The sequence below is a fragment of the Cupriavidus sp. 96C5-1 genome, from assembly GCF_057798855.1.
Genome location: NZ_JBYOJU010000063.1, coordinates 1 through 16,705, shown reverse-complemented (window position 1 = coordinate 16,705; position 16,705 = coordinate 1). Strand labels below are relative to the sequence as shown.

Here is a 16,705-nt window from a genome sequence, read left to right as displayed (position 1 = left end):
AAAATGCCCCGGGACCACGTGCCGGGGTGTCGCTCGCCTGGTCGCTCAGGCCGCTTGGCCCATCGCCGGGTCCGAGACCGAGTCCTTGCCGTTCTCGATTCGGCCAGCGAACCTGCGCTGGAACGCAGGCGCGGCGTCGCAGTTGACTACAAGGTCATACCAGCCGCCGCTTTCGCCCACCGCCCAGTTCAGCTCGCCGACCTGACCTACCTCGACACGCGCGGACCACGGACCATCGGTCCGGTAAGCCGTTGCGCTGACGCTGAAGTTGGCCGCCTTGGTGCCGCGGTTATACAGCTTGACCTGCACCTGCGGCGGATCGCACAACGCGTAGCAGACCTGGACTTCCACGCCGCCCGCGGTGGACTGCTCTTTCGTATCGCCGATGAATTCGCGGTGGTAGCCATTCGGGCCGAGCACCCAGAGGTTGTACCTGCCCGTGTCGGCGGCAGTACTCCAGAGCCCGTCGAGGGATTTGCCTGCTTCCACTACGTAGCGTCGCGGAATGCTGTCGAGATGAAGCTTGTCGTAGACGTGGAACACGGCACCAACGCCATTCGTGCTGTTGTTAGCAAACAGCAGCGTGACGGTCCCCGAGGCGTCGGTACGCGCGGTGGTGTGCAATTCGTAAGGCAGCGCACGGGAAGGGCGGGAGCCGGCTTCCTGCACCGGCAAGCTCGCCGCCGCGGGCACCGGAATCGCGGGCATGGCGGCTTGTGTCTTCACCAGGGTGTCGACCGCCACCTTGGTCGTGCGGCCGGCCAGCGTGGGAATGCGCTCCTTGTTCGGATTCACAAAGTTGAAGGCGGACGTCAGGTCGCCGCAAACGGCGCGGCGATACGCGCCGATCTGGGGCTCGCGCACGCCAAACCGCTTCTCCAGAAAGAGCAGCGTGGAGGTGTGGTCGAACGTCTGCGAGTTGACCCATCCGCCACGGCTCCACGGCGAGATCACCCAAAGCGGCACGCGCGGGCCGGGGCCGAAGGGTTTGCCGTCCATCGTCAGCTGGTTCGAAGTCGCCGGTGTATAGTTGAAGTACTCGAAGGCCATGTCGGCGTCTGACAGCGTGCTCGCGCCGGCCAAGGTGCCATCGGGGTTGCGCGACGGTGCCGACGGCGGCGGCAGGTGGTCGAAGAAGCCGTCGTTCTCGTCGTAGTTGATCAGCAGCACGGTCTTGCTCCAGACGTCCGGATTCGCGGTGAGCGCGTCCAGGACTTGCTGGATGTACCAGCCGCCTTGCGCTGGGCTGGAGGGGCCGGGGTGTTCGCTGTAGGTGGACGGCGCAACGATCCACGACACCGAGGGCAGCGTGCCGTTCTGCACGTCGTCACGGAACGTCTGCAGGAACCCGTCGGGCATCGTGTTGCCGAACCCCTTTGCAAGCGGGCTGAGCGCGTCGTCGATTGTGGGATCGTACGCGGGCGAGATGGCAGGGAGGGCTACCGGACGGCGCGCTACTGGCATCGACTCGATGGCGGCGCGCCAGTGGCGGAAGCACATCAACTCGTTGCAGCCGAAGTTGTCGTTCAAGGTTTGGTAGACCTTCCAGGGCACGCCGGCTGCCTCCAGGCGATCGGCGTAGGTGGTCCACGTCCAGCCCTGCGAGGACGGCCCGACATCGTTGCCGCCATTGAACTCGTTCACCATGGCCGCCACGTTGGAGCCGCTCGGGCCGTTGGTGCCAGTCCAGTAGAAAAGCCGGTTCGGAATGGTGCCGGTGTGCATCGAGCAGTGATAGGCGTCGCACAGCGTGAATGCATCTGCCAGGGCACGGTGGAACGGCACCTCGGTATTCTCGAAGTACGACATCGACAGTGGCGTCTTGGCGCTCGGCCACTTATTCATGCGGCCGTGATCCCACGCTGCCTGCGCATCGGGCCACGTGTGCGGCGTGCCGCCAGCGCGTTGCGCGTTGCCCTTCGCCACGTCGAGGTGGTACGGGGTGACAGTGTTGCCGAGCGCATCGGTCTGGTAGAAGACATTGCGACCATTGGCCAGCGGAATGGGATGGCGGTCGCCATAGCCGCGCACGCCCTTGAAGGTGCCGAAGTAGCTGTCGAAGGCGCGGTTTTCGAGCATCACCATCACCACGTGCTTGACGTCCTGAATGGTGCCGGTGGCGTTGTTGGCCTCGATGGCTAGCGCGCGCCGGATGCTCGGAGGGAAGGTGGAAAGCGTCGCGGCAGCGGCAGCGGTGCCAAGGGAGGAGCGCAGGAACTTGCGTTTGGAAGGATTGAAGGTCATACCGGATCAAGGATTGCGGGTTGCTCGGACAAAATCTTGGTGTGCCTCAGTCAGGGCGCTGGCGCGCAGTGCGCCGTGGTGCAGGCCGCTGGCGTAGTGCCGCCGGGGTTGGCCGGAGTGGTTGGCGTCGTCGCGTTGTCGTCGCCACCGCAGCCACCCAGCAACAACACGATGCATAGCGCACCAATGCCCAGCATGGATCGGCTTGTTTCTTGATGTGTAGGGATTGGTCTAGTCATGAGATGGTCAGTTGCAGTCCGAGCAAGAATCGTTGCGATGTGCTTCGTGGTCATTCGGGCGGCCGCAATGGCGAGTACTGCGACAACCACGGGGCGTACCTAGAGCAGGCTCGGCTGCGAGGGAAAGACTGTGCCGGTACGCTTCATGGGGTTTGTTTTCGACGCCGCGCGAGCGCGTTCGCGTCTGGTATGTCGGGGTACGTCGGGCCTGCCGATACGCGAGTCGTTGGTCCCGTTCCGGCATGCCATGGCATTTAGCAAAGGTGCGTCTCCACGCCCGCGCGCTCGCAGAGCGCTTGCAGCTCGGCGGAGACGTCGGCATCGGTGAAGAAGTGATCGACCTGTTCGAGCGTCGCCACCCTGCAGGGCGCCTCGCGCAGAAACTTGCTACTGTCGGCAAGCAGCAGCCTGCGATGGCTGTGCGTGAGGAGGACCTGGGTCAATTCGGCTTCGTCCGGCTGGAATTCGTAGAGCGTGCCGTCGGCGCTCACGGCGCCCACGCCGCAGATCGCGAAGTGCGCGCGGAACTTGCGCAGGAAGTCGAGCGTGGCGCTTCCCATCACATCGCGGTCGGCTGGCCGCAGCTTGCCGCCAGCCACCCAGGTCTCTATCCCAGGTTTGTCGGCCAAAGCCCGTACGGCATCGATGTTGTTCGTCACCACGCGTAGCGGCCGGTCCGGAGGAAGGGCACGCGCGAATTCCGCCACCGTCGTGCCATAGCCAAGAAAGATCGTCGCGTCGTCCTGCATGAGACCGACGGCCGCCTGCGCGATACGGCGCTTGCGTTCGATCTGGACATTGCTTCGCTGCAGGAAACTCTTATTGTGCTGGTTCGTCGGCAGGCTCAGTCCGCCGTGCACGCGCTTGACCAGGCCTTGTTCATCGAGATCGTTGATGTCGCGACGGATCGTTTGGCTGCTCACGTTGAAGTGGCCGGCCAGTTGCTCAGTGCTCAGCTGGTCGACTTCGTGCAACCAGTCGAGGATGTCTCGTTGACGGCGGCTCAGGCTCATTTGTTCATTCGCGCAAGAATTATGTTCGAATGAAAATGTACTTGGCGGATGTGACGACAACATGACCGGCATTGCCGGCGAGCGGATTCGTTTTGCGTTGCGGATTGGAGAGGCAGGTCGGGCGGAGCAATGCGCGGGTCTGGGGGGGGGATTGCACGCTCCGGGACAAGCTTGGGCGATGCCTGCTGACGGCCTAATCGGCAGCCGGCACAAAGGTGGCGTGACTTTGATGCAGGCTTCGATAAGGAATTTGGGAACCTATCGTCCCGATGCGAAGGGATAAATCCAAGCGGAAAGTCTCCGCAAGGATGAGAGTACCGATACGGGGCACAGGGGCGGAGACGTCCGTAGCAGGGTTGAAGGTCCTGTAGTGGGGCTGGACCGAAGGGGCGTCGGCCCAAGAGGAAAAGTAGATGAAGCCCGTGGCGTTCTTCTGCGAAAAGGACGGAATCTTTCGGGGCGGTAGTCGGGCTTGGAGCCGCCTGCAGCAAGGCTCTGCGGCGCCACGGCTTTCACTTGGGAAGTCGTCAAGGGGGTACCAGATAGCTGACCTAAGTTCGCATCCGGTAGGAAAGGCAGTGGCATGGGGCGCCCGCGCCCGGTGGTCCAGGACCGTTAACCCGCTTGGCCCGCGGCTTGCACGGCCGCGCCCAGGAATGCGAGTATCTCGCCCTCGTAAGCGGGCATCTCGGGCGCCGACGCCGAGCCCCAAAGCACGGCCACTACGTCGGCATCGCGGTTGATGTAGAGGTACTGGCCGAACACGCCTATGGCCGAGAACGCCCCGGGACCATGGGCCGGCAAGGCCTTCTCGCCCTGGGGCAGCAGCCACCACTGGCGGTGATAGCCCAGGGCATGGCCTCCCGCATAGGGCTTGACGTCGAGCAACGCCGAGTCCCCGGGCAGGTTGGGAATGTCGTCCACCCAGCCCGGCGGCAGCACGGCACGGCCCTCTACGCACCCGCCATTGGCGATGAAACGGCCAAAGCGCCCATAGTCGCGCAACACCGCGCCAAAGCCGCTGCTGCCTATCTCCATGCCATCAGGGCTGTCCAGCTGCCAGAAGCTATCTCGTTCCATCCCCAAGGGCTGCCAGATTTTTTTCGACAGGTAGCTGGCGGCACTCATGCCCGTGGCGGCGCTCACGATCTCGGCCTGCAGGAACGACTCTCCCGTGCTGTAGTTGAACACCGTTCCCGGCGCATGCATGCGCGGCAACTGCGCGAGCACCTTCAGGATGCTGCCCGGCACCAGGCTGAGCTGGGCTGCGAACATGGCACGCCTGTCCGATCCTGGATTGCGGTAGGTCTCGTCCCAGCGCAGGCCGGATGTCATGTTCAGCACCTGCTCCACCGTCACGCCCTCATAGCCCGATCCCTTGAGCGCGGGCACGTAGCGCACCACCGAATCGTCGAGGCTGGCAATGGCACCATCGTGCAGCGCCGCCCCTACCAGGGTGGAGGAGATGGACTTGGCCACGGAAAACGAGGTCCAGCGCGTGCCCTCGTCATTGCCCTGGGCATAGCGCTCGAGCACGACGTCGTCGCCCTTCATCACCAGCAGGCCGGTCACGTCGTTGCGCGCCATGAAGGCCTGGGCATCGAGGCTCTGGCCATCGACCTCGTAGCGCGGATCGATCTCCGGGCCCCGCCCCAGCGCACGAACCTGCGCGCCGCGCGGCACGATCCGCACCGGATATAGCGCCGGCATGTTGCGAAAGGTATGGGTCTGCACCTCGGCGCTGAGTTCATACAAATCCTGGGCCGCGCCCAGGCCTCGTTGTTCTTGTGGTCCTCGTTGGATCAGAGAGCTGCATTCGGGCGCCATGGCCTGAACTCCTTGCTGCGGTATGGAAAAGACGCGCCCCGAAAGTGCCCGGGCCACGCGGAGAATCGAAGGAAGTGGCAGTGCTTGCGCTCAGCGGTTCACCAGCCGACGCGGAATCACGAGCACGGCCAGGCTGCCCAGGGCCAGCATTGCGGCCAGCAAGTAAAGCCCCGTGGTGGCCGAACCTGTTACCGTGAACAGCTTGCCAAACACCGTGGGGCCCAGGAAGCCCGCCATCTGCCCAAAGGCGTTGATGAAGGCAATGCCCACCAGGGCCGCTGGGCCCGAAAGCAGGGCCGTTGGCAGATTCCAGTACAAGGCATTGGCTACCACGTTGCCCGTCACAGCCAGCAGCGATACCATCAAAAGCAAGTTGGCGTCGCCCATCGCAAACGGCATCAAGGCCACGCCCAGGACGCTGATCAGCCCGGGAATCGCCGTATGCCAGCGCCGCTCGCGCAAACGGTCCGAGGTGCGCCCCAGAGCCAGCATGCCCACCACGGCCAGCGCGAACGGCGCGGCCACCATCCAGCCGATGGTCACGGTGCTCTTGACGCCCGCGTCGCGCAGCATGCTGGGCATCCAGAACATCAGCGTCACCCCGGCCAGATAGGCGAAGTTGACGAAGGCCAGCAGCCAAACCAGGGGCGAGCGCATCGCCTGGGCCACGCTGTGCGTCATGGCTTGGTTACCATCGCTGGCCACATGGGCCTTGAGCATCTGCTTTTCCGCTGGGCTGAGCCAGCGCGCCTGGTCTATGCCGTCATCCAGATACCACAGCGCGATCACGCCCACCAGCGCGGCAGGCGCGCCTTCGAGCAGAAACAGCCACTGCCACGCAGCCATGAGGGAGCTGCTTGCGAAGTGCTGCAAGATCCAGCCAGAGACAACGCCGCCAAGCAAGCTGCCTACGGGAATGGCGGCCATGAACAAGGTGATCACGCGGCTGCGGCGCTCGGCCGGGTACCACTGCGTCAGATACAGCATCACCCCGGGGAAGAAGCCCGCCTCGGCCCCACCCAGCAAGAAGCGCACCGCGTAGAACTGCGTAGGTGTCTTCACCAGCAAGGTGGCCGCTGACAGCAGGCCCCACGTGATCAGAATGCGCGCGATCCAGCGGCGCGCGCCAAAGCGGCCCAGCATGATGTTGCTGGGCACTTCGAGCAGAAAATAGCTCACGAAGAAAATACCCGCGCCCAGGCCGAACACGGCTTCGCTAAAGCCAAGCTCGGCCTGCATGCCCAGCTTGGCAAAGCCCACGTTGGTGCGGTCTATGAAGGCAAACACATAGCCGATGAACAGAAAGCTGATCAGGCGCAGAGTGACCTTGGCGTAGATGCGATCCTGCTCGCCCTTGTCCTGGTCAAATGGTTCTCGAATGGGCGTGGCGGCCTGAGTGGTGGAATGCACGGGGCGTCTCCTGGGAGTTTTGATCGTTATGCCTGCGACTATGCGCGCTGGGTCAATGCAGGTGGTAGCGGTAAAATCTCAGGGCGCACACTTTTGGTTGTCATCTCCACCTGGCGACGCGATCAGCCCTCATGAAAAAACACCAGATGCATGCACTGGTCGCCGTGGCCGAGCACGGCAGCATCCGGCGCGCAGCCCAGTCCTTGTCGCTGTCCCAGACCGCCTTGACCAAGGCCTTGCGCGAACTGGAGCTGGACATGCAGGCCTCCTTGCTGCAACGCAACCCGCAGGGCGTGAGCCTCACGCCTGTGGGCGCGGAGTTACTGGCCCATGCCAAGCTCATACTCGCCCAGATGGACGAGGCGCGCGCCGCCGTGCGCCACAGGCAAGGCCTCGGCAGTCCGCCCGTCAAGGTGGCGGTCACGCCCACGTTCTCGCTGGTCTGCCTGACCGAGACCGTCTCGCGCTTTCGGCAACGCTTTCCCCACGCTCCGCTGAGCATCCGCGATGCCTTTCTGTCCCAGACCCTGCCCATGCTGCGCGATGGCACCATCGACTTGGCCATCGCGGCCGTACTGCCCGGGGCGCAGGGCTCGGACCTCGCATTTGAGAATCTGGGAGAGCTGGAAATCGCGCTCGCAGGCCGCCTGCCCGCCTCCGCCTCCGCTTCACGCAGCCGCAGCAAGCACCCGGTGCCGCAATCCTACGACCTAGCCGACCTGGCCCATGCCGCTCCCTGGCTGCTGGACAGCTCGCGCGGCGGCATCAGCGAGGCGGTAAGACGCTGGCTAGCCAGCCATAGCGTGAGCGCGCTGGGCCAGGCCATGGAATGCACCTCCTCCATGGCATCACTGGTACTTTCATCCGAAGGGGCCGCCATTGTTCCCACGCCCCGGCCCATCCTCTCGGTACCCTGGCTGGCCGGCGTTTCCAAGGAGATTGTCGTGCGCCAGCCCCTGCCCAGCCTGCCCCTGGGCCTCGTCACGCGCAAGGGCCACAGGCTGGACGCGTCGGCCGACTGGTTTGCCGAATGCGCGCGGCTGGAGATCCAGCGCATGCTGGCTTGAATTCACGCGAGCGCTGGCTTTGACGAACACATGTTTCACGTTCGCCAGTTCCGGAACGTCAGCCTTTGCCGCAGGATAGCTGCGCAACTGATCGGTGACGATCTTGCTCGGTACTGGGCATGAGCGAAGCAGCCGCTTGAAGAAGCGTTTGGCCGCAGCCTTGTCGCGCCGCTTTTGCAGCAGGATGTCGAGTTCGGCGCCATGCTCGACTACTGCGCGCCACAGCAGGTGTGGCGCGCCACGCGAGCGTCACGAACATCTCATCGAGATGTCAGGCGTTTCCCGGTTTGCGCCGCTCGGCTTTCACCCGGTGAGCAAAGTGGGCCCCGAATTTGTCACACCAGCAACGGATGGTCCCATAGGTTACGACCACGCCTCGCTCGAACAGCAGCTCCTCGATGTCGCGCAGGCTCAGATTGAACCGGAGGTACCAACGCACCGCGCTGCTGATGACCGCGGCGGGATAGCGATGGCCGCGATGGAGCGAGCTTGCCTCTTCTTCATAGCGCCATCTTACGCGACCGAGCCGGCAACCTGACAATGCCCGCATGCTTGATCTGCCTGGCGATGCTCAAGGACCAGATCGCCCGGCATCGGAAGCCGTGCCGCTCCGGCAGTAGGCATCATCACTCTCAAACGCCCATAGCCGGAAGAGCCGGCTTGCGGGACCAAGTGTGGTAGGGTGCCGGCTATGTTGGCCGAGCCCGCGAATGACGCTGCCCCCCTTCAGCCGGGCCAGGCCAAGGCGGCATGACAAAAATGGCGGGCAGATGCCATCAGGCGATCATCGAGTGCAGCCGACCTCTCCCCGTCCGGGGCGGCGCAACCTGGAGACCTAGTCGAAATGTTGACCGACGTTCGTTTGCGCGCGGCCTCTCAAACCGATTACCAGCAAATTTCCGAACTGCTTGAGTGCTGCGGACTGCCTACGGAGGATGTCTCCGACATCATCGATTCGTTCCAAATTGCGCTGGCAGATGGTCGGGTCATCGGGTGCGCGGCAGCAGAAAGGCACGGTGAGGCGATCCTTATCCGCTCGGTAGCGGTCGAGCCGACATTTCGTGACAGGGGTATCGCCAGCCAACTGGTCGAAGCGCTATTGATGCAGGCTCGCGGGACCGAAGTGCGCGAGGCCTACCTGTTGTCTACCACTGCCCCAGCCTACTTTGCGCGTTGGGGATTTTCCCTGTTCCCTGCTGATCAGGTCCCCGCAAAAATCAAAATGTCGGCGGCATTTCAACGTGCAGCACAGGCATCTGCTCTCTGCATGCGGTGCGAGCTCACTTGAGCCATCGAGGAGCGTTAGCGCCGGCGGGACCCCGTCGGCGCTCCTCGGCGTAACGCTTGCGCGGGGTGATTGGAACGTGCCGCTGTGCAAAGGTGTGAGCAGACCAGGCCCGTATATGCTCGCCACCCCTATCGCTACGCCTGCGCCCACCCGCTTCAGCGCCCCCCTCATCAGGCCGGATAGGGCAAGGGCGAAACCGCCCAAGGTCGGGGCAACGCCGGGATAGCCGTTCACCCACAGGCCACCGGCTCGCAAGGCCGGCCGCCTCTTCAGCCAAAAACGAGGCGGCACAGCGTCCCGGCTTACTTCGTCGTGTACCCGCCGTTGATCAGGATAGTCTGTCCGGTGATCCACCAGCCGTCGCTCACCAGATGGCGAATGAAGGGGACCACGTCCTCGATGTCGGTCAGCCCGGTCTTGCTGAAGGGAGACAACGCCGCGGCCGTCTTGTGATAGGCCTGCGCGTCGGTACTCTCCTGACCATAGAAGAACGGCGTGTCCATCGGGCCCGGGCCGACGGCAGTTACCGAAATGCCGCGCTCGCCGAACTCCTTGGCGGCCGCTCTTGTGAAATGCTCGACCGGCGCCTTGGTACCGGCATAGGAGGCGTAGAACGGCGTGAAGGCGCCCAGCAGCGAAGTGACGAGCGTGCAGATCTTGCCGCCGTCGTTGACATGCTTGCCGGCTTCCTTGAGGAAAAAGAATGCTGACTTGGCGTTGACCGCGCTCATCTCGTCGTATTCGGCTTCGCTGATCTCGACGATCGGCTTCTTCAGCACCTTGCCCACTGTGTTGATGGCGATGTCCGGGCGGCCGACGGCGGCTACTGCATTGGCGAACAGCTTTTCGACGGCGCTGGCCGTAGTCAGGTCGGCCTGCAGCGCGACGGCCTTGGCACCCGCGCTCTCGAGGGCGGCCACCGTGGCGTCTGCGTCGGCCTTGCTGGCATCGCTGTTGTAGTGAATGGCCACGGCCCTGGCGCCGTGGGCAACGAGGTCACGGGCGATCAGGCCGCCCAGGTTCTTGGCGCCGCCGGCGATCAGGATAACTTTGCCAGGGATGGTGTGCTTGGACATGGGAGACTCCAGTCAGGGGGGATGGCTAAAGGATTCTATTGGTCATAACTTGACCGATAAACTTCAATTTATTAGATTGACTAGTCATGATTTGTTACCAATAAAGCCATGGACCTGATCGACCAGCTGCGCATCTTCCAGCGTGTGGCGCACAGCGGCGGCTTCACCGCTGCGTCGGACCAGATGGGGCTCCCGCGACCTACCGTGTCGCTGGCCATCCAGCAGTTGGAAGCACGCCTGGGCGTGCGCTTGCTCAATCGCACGACGCGGCGAGTGAGCCTGACGCAGGACGGCGAGGCGCTACTGCAACGCGCCGCCACGCTGGTGGCTGATGCCGAGGAACTGGAGCAGCTGTTCCGCCCGCAGGGCGTGGCGCTTTCCGGGCGCCTGCGGGTGGACGTGCCCAGCCGCATCGCGCGCCGGCTGGTGGCCCCGGCGTTGCCGATGTTCTTCGAGCGCCATCCTGGCATGGTGCTGGAGTTGGGCTCTAGCGATCGTATGATCGATCTGGTGCAGGAAGGCATCGACTGCGCCCTGCGCGTGGGGAAGCTCTCCATCAGCAGCCTGGTGGCGCGGCCATTGGGCCAGCTGCAGCTCGTCAACTGCGCCAGCCCGGCCTATCTGTCGAAGCACGGCGTGCCCCAGTCACCTGCCGATCTGCCCGGTCATCGAGCCGTCAACTACGCGTCTCCCACGAGCGGACGCGTCTTACCCTGGGAGTGGATGGAGCACGGGTCCCTGCGGACCCTGCGGATGGATGGCGTGGTGGTGGTGAACAACGCCGAGACCTATATCGCCAGCTGCCTCGCCGGGTTGGGCTTGATCCAGATCCCGGCCTTCGACGTCAAGAATCACCTGTCGGCAGGCGAGCTGGTCGAGGTGCTGCAAGCGTGGCCAGCACCGTCAATCTCGGTCCATCTGGTCTATCCGCATCGCCGACACCTGTCACGGCGACTCCAGGCGTTCAGCGATTGGCTGACGGAGGTCTTAAAGGTAGCTGTTGGCTGAAGTTTGCAGTACAGGTTGAGGTCATCGCGCTTTTCGAGCATTTTCAGCCGGTAAGCTGCAGAAAGGCCAATCTAACAATGACTTATAAATCCCCCAATCAGGCATGATCCACTCGCAGACAATTCTTGCCTGCAGGCGATGCAGGTCGCCGTAGCGTGGCCGGACGGCGCCTTCCGTAACACCACACTGGGCCTGATGAGCATGCCAAAGACGATCGCGCCCTGATGGGCAAGCGCGTGTGCATCATCATTAGCGGCGGGAACGTGGACATTGACCGTTTCGCGGCGTTTCTTGCAGGCTAAGTTGTGTGATTCGCGCGTGTGCAACCGGTGTGCACGGCGGGTAGATGGGGTGATCGTACTATCCGTGCATTTTCTGGCGGTTTGCCCCGGAAAGTGATTATCTATCAGGGGCTTATAAATACTCCGATCGCGCGAAACGCATTGCTCGCTACAGGCGGCTCCGCGCCTTGCTACCGCTATGTTTTGCACGGATAGTACGATCACCCCATTTCCGACGATTTCCTGGCGCAATCATCGTGATGCAAGTGGAGTCGTAGTCCCGCTCGTCGTAGCCGTAGCGCGTCACCGCCCAGTGGCCTGTGCCATGGGCAGTGCATCGGCTTGGCTAAACCGACTCGCCGGCGACAGGGCTGCGATGCAACGATCAGTCGGCGGTGATTCCCGCCACCTTGATGATGCCCGCGTTGCGATCCAACTCGCTTTCCACCTTGCGCCGGAACGCTGCGGCGTCGAGGAAGGTCGACTCGAATCCCTGATCGCGCAGCTTGGTGCGCGTGTCCGGATCGGCCATTGCGGTGCTCACACCCTTGGCCAGGCGTGCCACGATGGGGGCCGGTGTGCCGCGCGGCACCACGATGCCAAACCAAGTTTCAAAGTCGTAGCCGGCCACACCGCTTTCGGCCACAGTGGGCACATTGGGCACCAGCGCCGAACGCGCGTGGCCCGTCAACGCGAGCGCCTTGACCTTGCCTGCCTTGATCTGCGGCAGCGCGGCGACCAGGGTGTCAATCGACAGCGGGATCTGGTTGCCGATCAGGTCGGTCATCGCCGGCGCGCTGCCGCGGTAGGGCACGTGCTGGAGCTTGACGCCGGTCTTCTGGGCCAGGAACTCGCCGGCCATGTGCGGCGTCGAGCCATTGCCAAACGAGCCGAAGCTCAGCGGCTGCTCGGAGGAGCGGGTGGTCAGATCGCCGAGACTGTTGAGTTTGGTTTGCGGATTGGTCAGGATCACGAACGACGTGCTTCCCGCCGCCGCCACGTACTCATAGCTCTTGAGCGGGTCGTACTTCAGGTTCTGATAGAGCAGCGGGTTCACCGTATACGTGGGGGCCCCGGAGATCATGACGGTGTAGCCGTCCGGCGCCGCGCGCGCCACTGCGGCGGCCGCGAGGCTGGTATTGGCGCCCGGGCGGTTTTCAACCACCACGGACTGGCCCAGGTTCTGTGCCAGCTTGGCGGCAAGGAGGCGACCGATGACGTCGGCGGATCCGCCCGGCGGGAACGGCACCACCAGGGTGACCGGCTTGGTCGGGTAGGTCTGCGCGCTTGCGCAGAGCGAGGCGGTGGAGACGACGCCAAACACGACGGCGTTGAGTATCTGCTTGATCATCTGAAACTCCCTTGCTTTGGTTTAGGTGGCAATCAGTCGGGAAGTCGCGGCGCCTGGAGCCAGAACTGCGTCGCTTGTTCAAAGGCGCGGGCCAGTTGCAGCACGCCGAGTTCGTCGCGGTAGCGGCCCACGATCTGGATGCCGACCGGCAAGCCGTCGGCGGTAAAGCCGCACGGCACCGAGATGACCGGGTGGCCGGTCAACGACAGGTAGTAGCCCGAACGCATCCAGTCGATGTAGTTGTGCATGGGCGTTCCCTCGATCTCATGCACGGTCTCGTGCTCGACTGGGAACGGCACCACCTGGCTGACTGGGCCGATCAGGAATTCGTGGGTCTGCATGAAGGCGTGCATGCGCGCGAACAGCGCCGCGCGCTGGCGTTCGGCCTGCACCAGCACCGAGCCCGCCTGCTGCAGGCCCAGTTCTATGTTCCAGATGACCGAGTCCTTGAGCTGGTCGCGTTTTTCCCGTAGGAGCATTTCATATCCCACCGCGAAAGCTTGCCCGCGCAGGGCCTGGAACGATGCATCGGCGCCGGAGAAATCGGGGCAGTCCATGTCGACCAGCGCGCCGAGCGCTTCGAAGACCGCCAACTGGCGATCGAGCGCCTGCACCACCGCCGGCTGCGTGGGCAAGCCGCCCCAAGTGGGCGCGAATGCAATGCGGGTGCCCTTGAAGTCGCGCTCGAGCGCGCCCAGGAAGCAGCGCGGATCCTGTTCGATCGACAGCGGATCGCGCGCGTCGGGGCCGGCCGTGGCGGCCAGCAGCAGCGCCACATCAGCCACCGTGCGGGCCATCGGCCCCGCCACGGTCAGCGCGTTGTACGGGCTGGCCGTGGGCCATTGCGGCACGCGGCCGGCGGACGGACGCAGCCCGACCACATTACAGAACGACGCCGGGTTGCGCAGCGAGCCGCCCATGTCGGTGCCATCGGCCAGCGGCACCATGCCGCAAGCCAGAGCCGCGGCCGCCCCGCCGCTGCTGCCGCCCGCGGTCTTGCCGAGGTCGTACGGGTTGCGGGTGGGGCCGAACACGGTGTTGAAGGTCTGCGACCCCGCGCCGAACTCCGGCAGGTTCGTCTTGCCCAGCGTGATGGCGCCAGCCGCACGTTCGCGGGTCACGATCAGGCTGTCCCGCTCGGGAATGAAATCGCGATAGACCGGTGAGCCATAAGTGGTGCGCATGCCCGCAGTCAGGAACGAGTCCTTGTGCGCGATCGGCAAGCCGTGCAGCAAGCCCAGCGGGGCGCCGCTGGCCTGTGCCTGGTCGGCACGGGCAGCCTGCGCCAGGGCGCGCTCCGCGTCGAGCGTCACGATGGCGTTGACCCGCGGGTTCCAGGTCTCGATCTGCGCCAAGTGCGCGGTTACCACCTCTGTAGCGCTGACCCGTCCGGCGCCGATTTCGGTCCGGAGTGCCACCGCGCTCAAGTGGCACAAGGGCTGCTTGCTCGTCATTGGATTCTCACTTGTATTGCTATACAATACACTGTATTGTTTATTCATTCATCATACGGGGATTCCGCAGCGGAGACAATCCACGCCAGCCTCCCCGATCAGCTTTTGCCGAGACACCATGACGATTTCATCCAAGGACCCGCGCGGCAGACTCACTGGCGCCACCTCGCCCGAGGACAACACGGAAACACCGACCGCCGCCCAGCGCGCCGACGATCCGTTGTTCGTGGGTTCGTTGGAAAAGGGCATGCGCGTGCTGGAGGCCTTCCGTGACAGCGCGGAATCGCTGGGACTGACCGACATCGCGCGCGTCACCGGCCTGGGCAAGAGCGCGGCGCAGCGCTTCGTCTACACCTGGGAGCAACTGAATTACCTGGTGAAAGACCCGGAATCGCGGCGCTATCGGCTTGGGCCTCGCGTGGTTGAGCTGGGCTACTTCTTCCTGCGCAATGACCGGCTGGTCGCGATGGCGGCGCCGCATCTGGTCGCCTTGCGCGACCGCTGCGGGCTGGCGGTGAACATGAGCGTGCTGGCGGGGCAGGACATGATCTACCTGCTGCGCTTGCCGAGCCGGCAACTGACACTGAACGAGATGCTGCCGGGCCGTCGCATGCCGGCCTGGAGCAACAGCGCGGGACGCATGCTGCTGACGCAGCTCGACGACGATGCAGTGCTCTCGGTGTTGCAGCGCTCGCCGCGGCAGCCGTTCACGGCGCGCACCCTGGTCGAGCCCGATGAACTGCTCGCCGCCATTCGCCAGGCCCGCGAAGACGGCTACGCGCTCACCGATAGTCAGGTACTGCAGAATCAGGTCGGCGCGGCAGTGCTGGTCCGCGACGGGAGGCAGTTCCCGCTCGCCGCCATCAGCGTCTCGGCTGCTGGGCACGATTATCCACGGGAGCGGCTTGTGCGGGAGATCGTGCCCGAGCTGTTCCAGACGGCACAGGCCATCTGCCCGGCCTGATCGCCGGGCGCGCGTGCAGTTGGGTTTTCCAGATCTCGGCCGTTAAAGAGGATTGGCCGCAATTCGCGAGATCTGCCGCACCTCCGCTAGCCGTTTGACTTCAAATCGGCACCTCCCTAAAAATTAACGCAACCCAAAGCTCGTGCGCTCGTTCTTCAGGTACCCATCTGTCCGCTAGTTTGCTGACTTATATGAGTAATGATCCTCAACACTTCCTGCCGGATTTCCCCTTCTTATTGCCACGCCCCAACTGCTCCTCCCTCGCCCAGTGCCAAGCGCAATGGTTTGGCCTTAGTTCAGACCCGCTCAAAAATCGCAGCAATACCCTGCCCGCCCCCGATGCACATGGTCACCAGCGCATAGCGGCCTTGCACGCGCTGCAGCTCGTACAGGGCCTTGACGGTGATCAGCGCGCCGGTGGCGCCGATGGGGTGGCCCAGCGAGATGCCTGAACCGTTCGGGTTGACCTTGGCCGAATCCAGCCCGAGCGCCTTGGTGACGGCGCAGGCCTGTGCGGCAAAGGCCTCGTTGGCTTCGATCACGTCGAGGTCGGCCACGGTCAGGCCAGCGCGTTCCAGCGCCTTCTTCGTGGCCGGCACCGGGCCGATGCCCATGGTCTTGGGATCGACGCCGGCATGCGCGTAGGAGACCAGGCGGGCCAGCGGCTTGAGGCCGCGTTTCTCGGCCTCGGCACGCTCCATCAGGACCACGGCGGCGGCGGCGTCGTTCAGGCCCGAGGCATTGCCCGCGGTAACCGTGCCATTCTCCTTGACGAAGACCGGCTTGAGCTTGGACATGTCCTCCATGACCGCGTCGTGGCGCACGTGCTCGTCGGTGTCGAAGGTGACGTCGCCCTTGCGGCCCTTCAGCGTGACCGGCAGGATCTGGTCCTTGAAGTGACCGGCGCGGATCGCCGCCGACGCACGGCGATGCGACTCCAGCGCGGCCTCGTCCTGCTGGATGCGGCTGATGTCGTATTCCTTGGCCACGTTCTCGGCGGTGACGCCCATGTGGATGCCATGGAAGGGATCGTGCAGCGCGCCCAGCATCATGTCGAGCATCTTGGCGTCGCCCATGCGCGCCCCCCAGCGTGCCGACTGCGCCAGGTACGGCGCACGGCTCATGCTTTCCGCCCCGCCGCCGATGGCCACGTCGGTATCGCCCAGCAGGATGGACTGCGCCGCGCTCACGATGGCCTGCAGGCCCGAGCCGCACAGGCGGTTGACGGTCAGTGCCGGCGCGTCGATGGTGACGCCGCCCTCCACTGCCGCCACCCGGCCGAGGTACATATCCCGTGGTTCGGTCTGGATCACGTTGCCAAACACCACATGGCCGACATCGTCACCGCTGACCTGGGCGCGGGCCAGTGCTTCACGCACCACCATGGCACCCATCTGGGTCGGGGAAAGATCCTTCAGGCTGCCGCCGAAGGTACCGATCGCGGTCCGCACGCCGCTCACCACCACCACTTCACGTGTCATCT

The 16,705-nt window shown here is 64.2% G+C and carries 12 protein-coding genes and 1 pseudogene; 4 read left to right on the top strand and 9 right to left on the bottom strand.

Annotated elements, in window-relative coordinates; translation table 11 throughout:
* Window positions 1–45: 45 nt before the first annotated feature.
* The 4 genes from AC3FOF_RS40425 to AC3FOF_RS40410 form a co-directional block, all read right to left on the bottom strand.
* On the bottom strand, window positions 46–2,244 hold the full coding sequence (locus AC3FOF_RS40425) for a phosphocholine-specific phospholipase C (protein WP_276267773.1): 2,199 nt from the start codon (window positions 2,242–2,244) through the stop codon (window positions 46–48).
* A 493-nt stretch (window positions 2,245–2,737) separates the two neighbouring features.
* On the bottom strand, window positions 2,738–3,496 hold the full coding sequence (locus AC3FOF_RS40420) for a DeoR/GlpR family DNA-binding transcription regulator (protein WP_276267771.1): 759 nt from the start codon (window positions 3,494–3,496) through the stop codon (window positions 2,738–2,740).
* A gap of 615 nt (window positions 3,497–4,111) precedes the next feature.
* Window positions 4,112–5,251: a serine hydrolase domain-containing protein gene (locus AC3FOF_RS40415; RefSeq protein ID WP_276267770.1), complete on the bottom strand. Its 1,140-nt coding sequence runs from the start codon at window positions 5,249–5,251 to the stop codon at window positions 4,112–4,114.
* Window positions 5,252–5,413: 162 nt separating this feature from the next.
* Complete coding sequence (locus AC3FOF_RS40410; protein ID WP_488729820.1) at window positions 5,414–6,733, bottom strand: MFS transporter; 1,320 nt, start codon at window positions 6,731–6,733, stop codon at window positions 5,414–5,416.
* A gap of 131 nt (window positions 6,734–6,864) precedes the next feature.
* On the opposite strand from AC3FOF_RS40410, the gene AC3FOF_RS40405 reads away from it, so the two are divergent.
* Window positions 6,865–7,800, top strand: coding sequence for a LysR family transcriptional regulator (locus AC3FOF_RS40405; RefSeq protein WP_488729819.1), 936 nt, complete (start codon window positions 6,865–6,867; stop codon window positions 7,798–7,800).
* On the opposite strand, the pseudogene AC3FOF_RS40400 reads toward AC3FOF_RS40405, so the two are convergent.
* A pseudogene (locus AC3FOF_RS40400) lies at window positions 7,798–8,251 on the bottom strand (IS6 family transposase); the annotation flags it as partial. The gene AC3FOF_RS40405 and the pseudogene AC3FOF_RS40400 sit on opposite strands and share 3 nt — an antisense overlap.
* Before the next feature lie 393 nt (window positions 8,252–8,644).
* On the opposite strand from AC3FOF_RS40400, the gene AC3FOF_RS40395 reads away from it, so the two are divergent.
* Window positions 8,645–9,088, top strand: coding sequence for a GNAT family N-acetyltransferase (locus AC3FOF_RS40395; RefSeq protein WP_017224426.1), 444 nt, complete (start codon window positions 8,645–8,647; stop codon window positions 9,086–9,088).
* A 302-nt stretch (window positions 9,089–9,390) separates the two neighbouring features.
* Here the strand turns inward: AC3FOF_RS40395 and AC3FOF_RS40390 are convergent, their stop codons facing one another.
* Window positions 9,391–10,164, bottom strand: coding sequence for an SDR family oxidoreductase (locus tag AC3FOF_RS40390; protein ID WP_017224425.1), 774 nt, complete (start codon window positions 10,162–10,164; stop codon window positions 9,391–9,393).
* A gap of 108 nt (window positions 10,165–10,272) precedes the next feature.
* Between AC3FOF_RS40390 and AC3FOF_RS40385 the strand changes: the two genes are divergently transcribed.
* Window positions 10,273–11,172, top strand: a complete 900-nt coding sequence (locus AC3FOF_RS40385; protein WP_488729818.1) for a LysR family transcriptional regulator — start codon at window positions 10,273–10,275, stop codon at window positions 11,170–11,172.
* Between the two features lie 666 nt (window positions 11,173–11,838).
* Here AC3FOF_RS40385 and AC3FOF_RS40380 read toward each other — a convergent pair.
* Both AC3FOF_RS40380 and AC3FOF_RS40375 read right to left on the bottom strand, forming a co-directional pair.
* Entirely contained in the window at window positions 11,839–12,804 is a 966-nt protein-coding gene (locus AC3FOF_RS40380; RefSeq protein WP_017224423.1) for a Bug family tripartite tricarboxylate transporter substrate binding protein, read from the bottom strand.
* Window positions 12,805–12,836: 32 nt separating this feature from the next.
* The gene (locus tag AC3FOF_RS40375) at window positions 12,837–14,258 is read right to left on the bottom strand and encodes an amidase (protein ID WP_488729817.1); all 1,422 of its coding nucleotides are present in this window, start codon (window positions 14,256–14,258) and stop codon (window positions 12,837–12,839) included.
* Between the two features lie 118 nt (window positions 14,259–14,376).
* Here AC3FOF_RS40375 and AC3FOF_RS40370 point away from each other — a divergent pair, with 118 nt between their 5' ends.
* Window positions 14,377–15,222 (top strand): IclR family transcriptional regulator, encoded by an 846-nt coding sequence (locus AC3FOF_RS40370; RefSeq protein WP_488729816.1) that lies wholly within the window; start codon window positions 14,377–14,379, stop codon window positions 15,220–15,222.
* A 296-nt stretch (window positions 15,223–15,518) separates the two neighbouring features.
* On the opposite strand, the gene bktB is transcribed toward AC3FOF_RS40370, so the two are convergent.
* The gene (bktB, locus tag AC3FOF_RS40365; RefSeq protein WP_276267765.1) at window positions 15,519–16,703 is read right to left on the bottom strand and encodes a beta-ketothiolase BktB; all 1,185 of its coding nucleotides are present in this window, start codon (window positions 16,701–16,703) and stop codon (window positions 15,519–15,521) included.
* Window positions 16,704–16,705 lie beyond the last annotated feature (2 nt).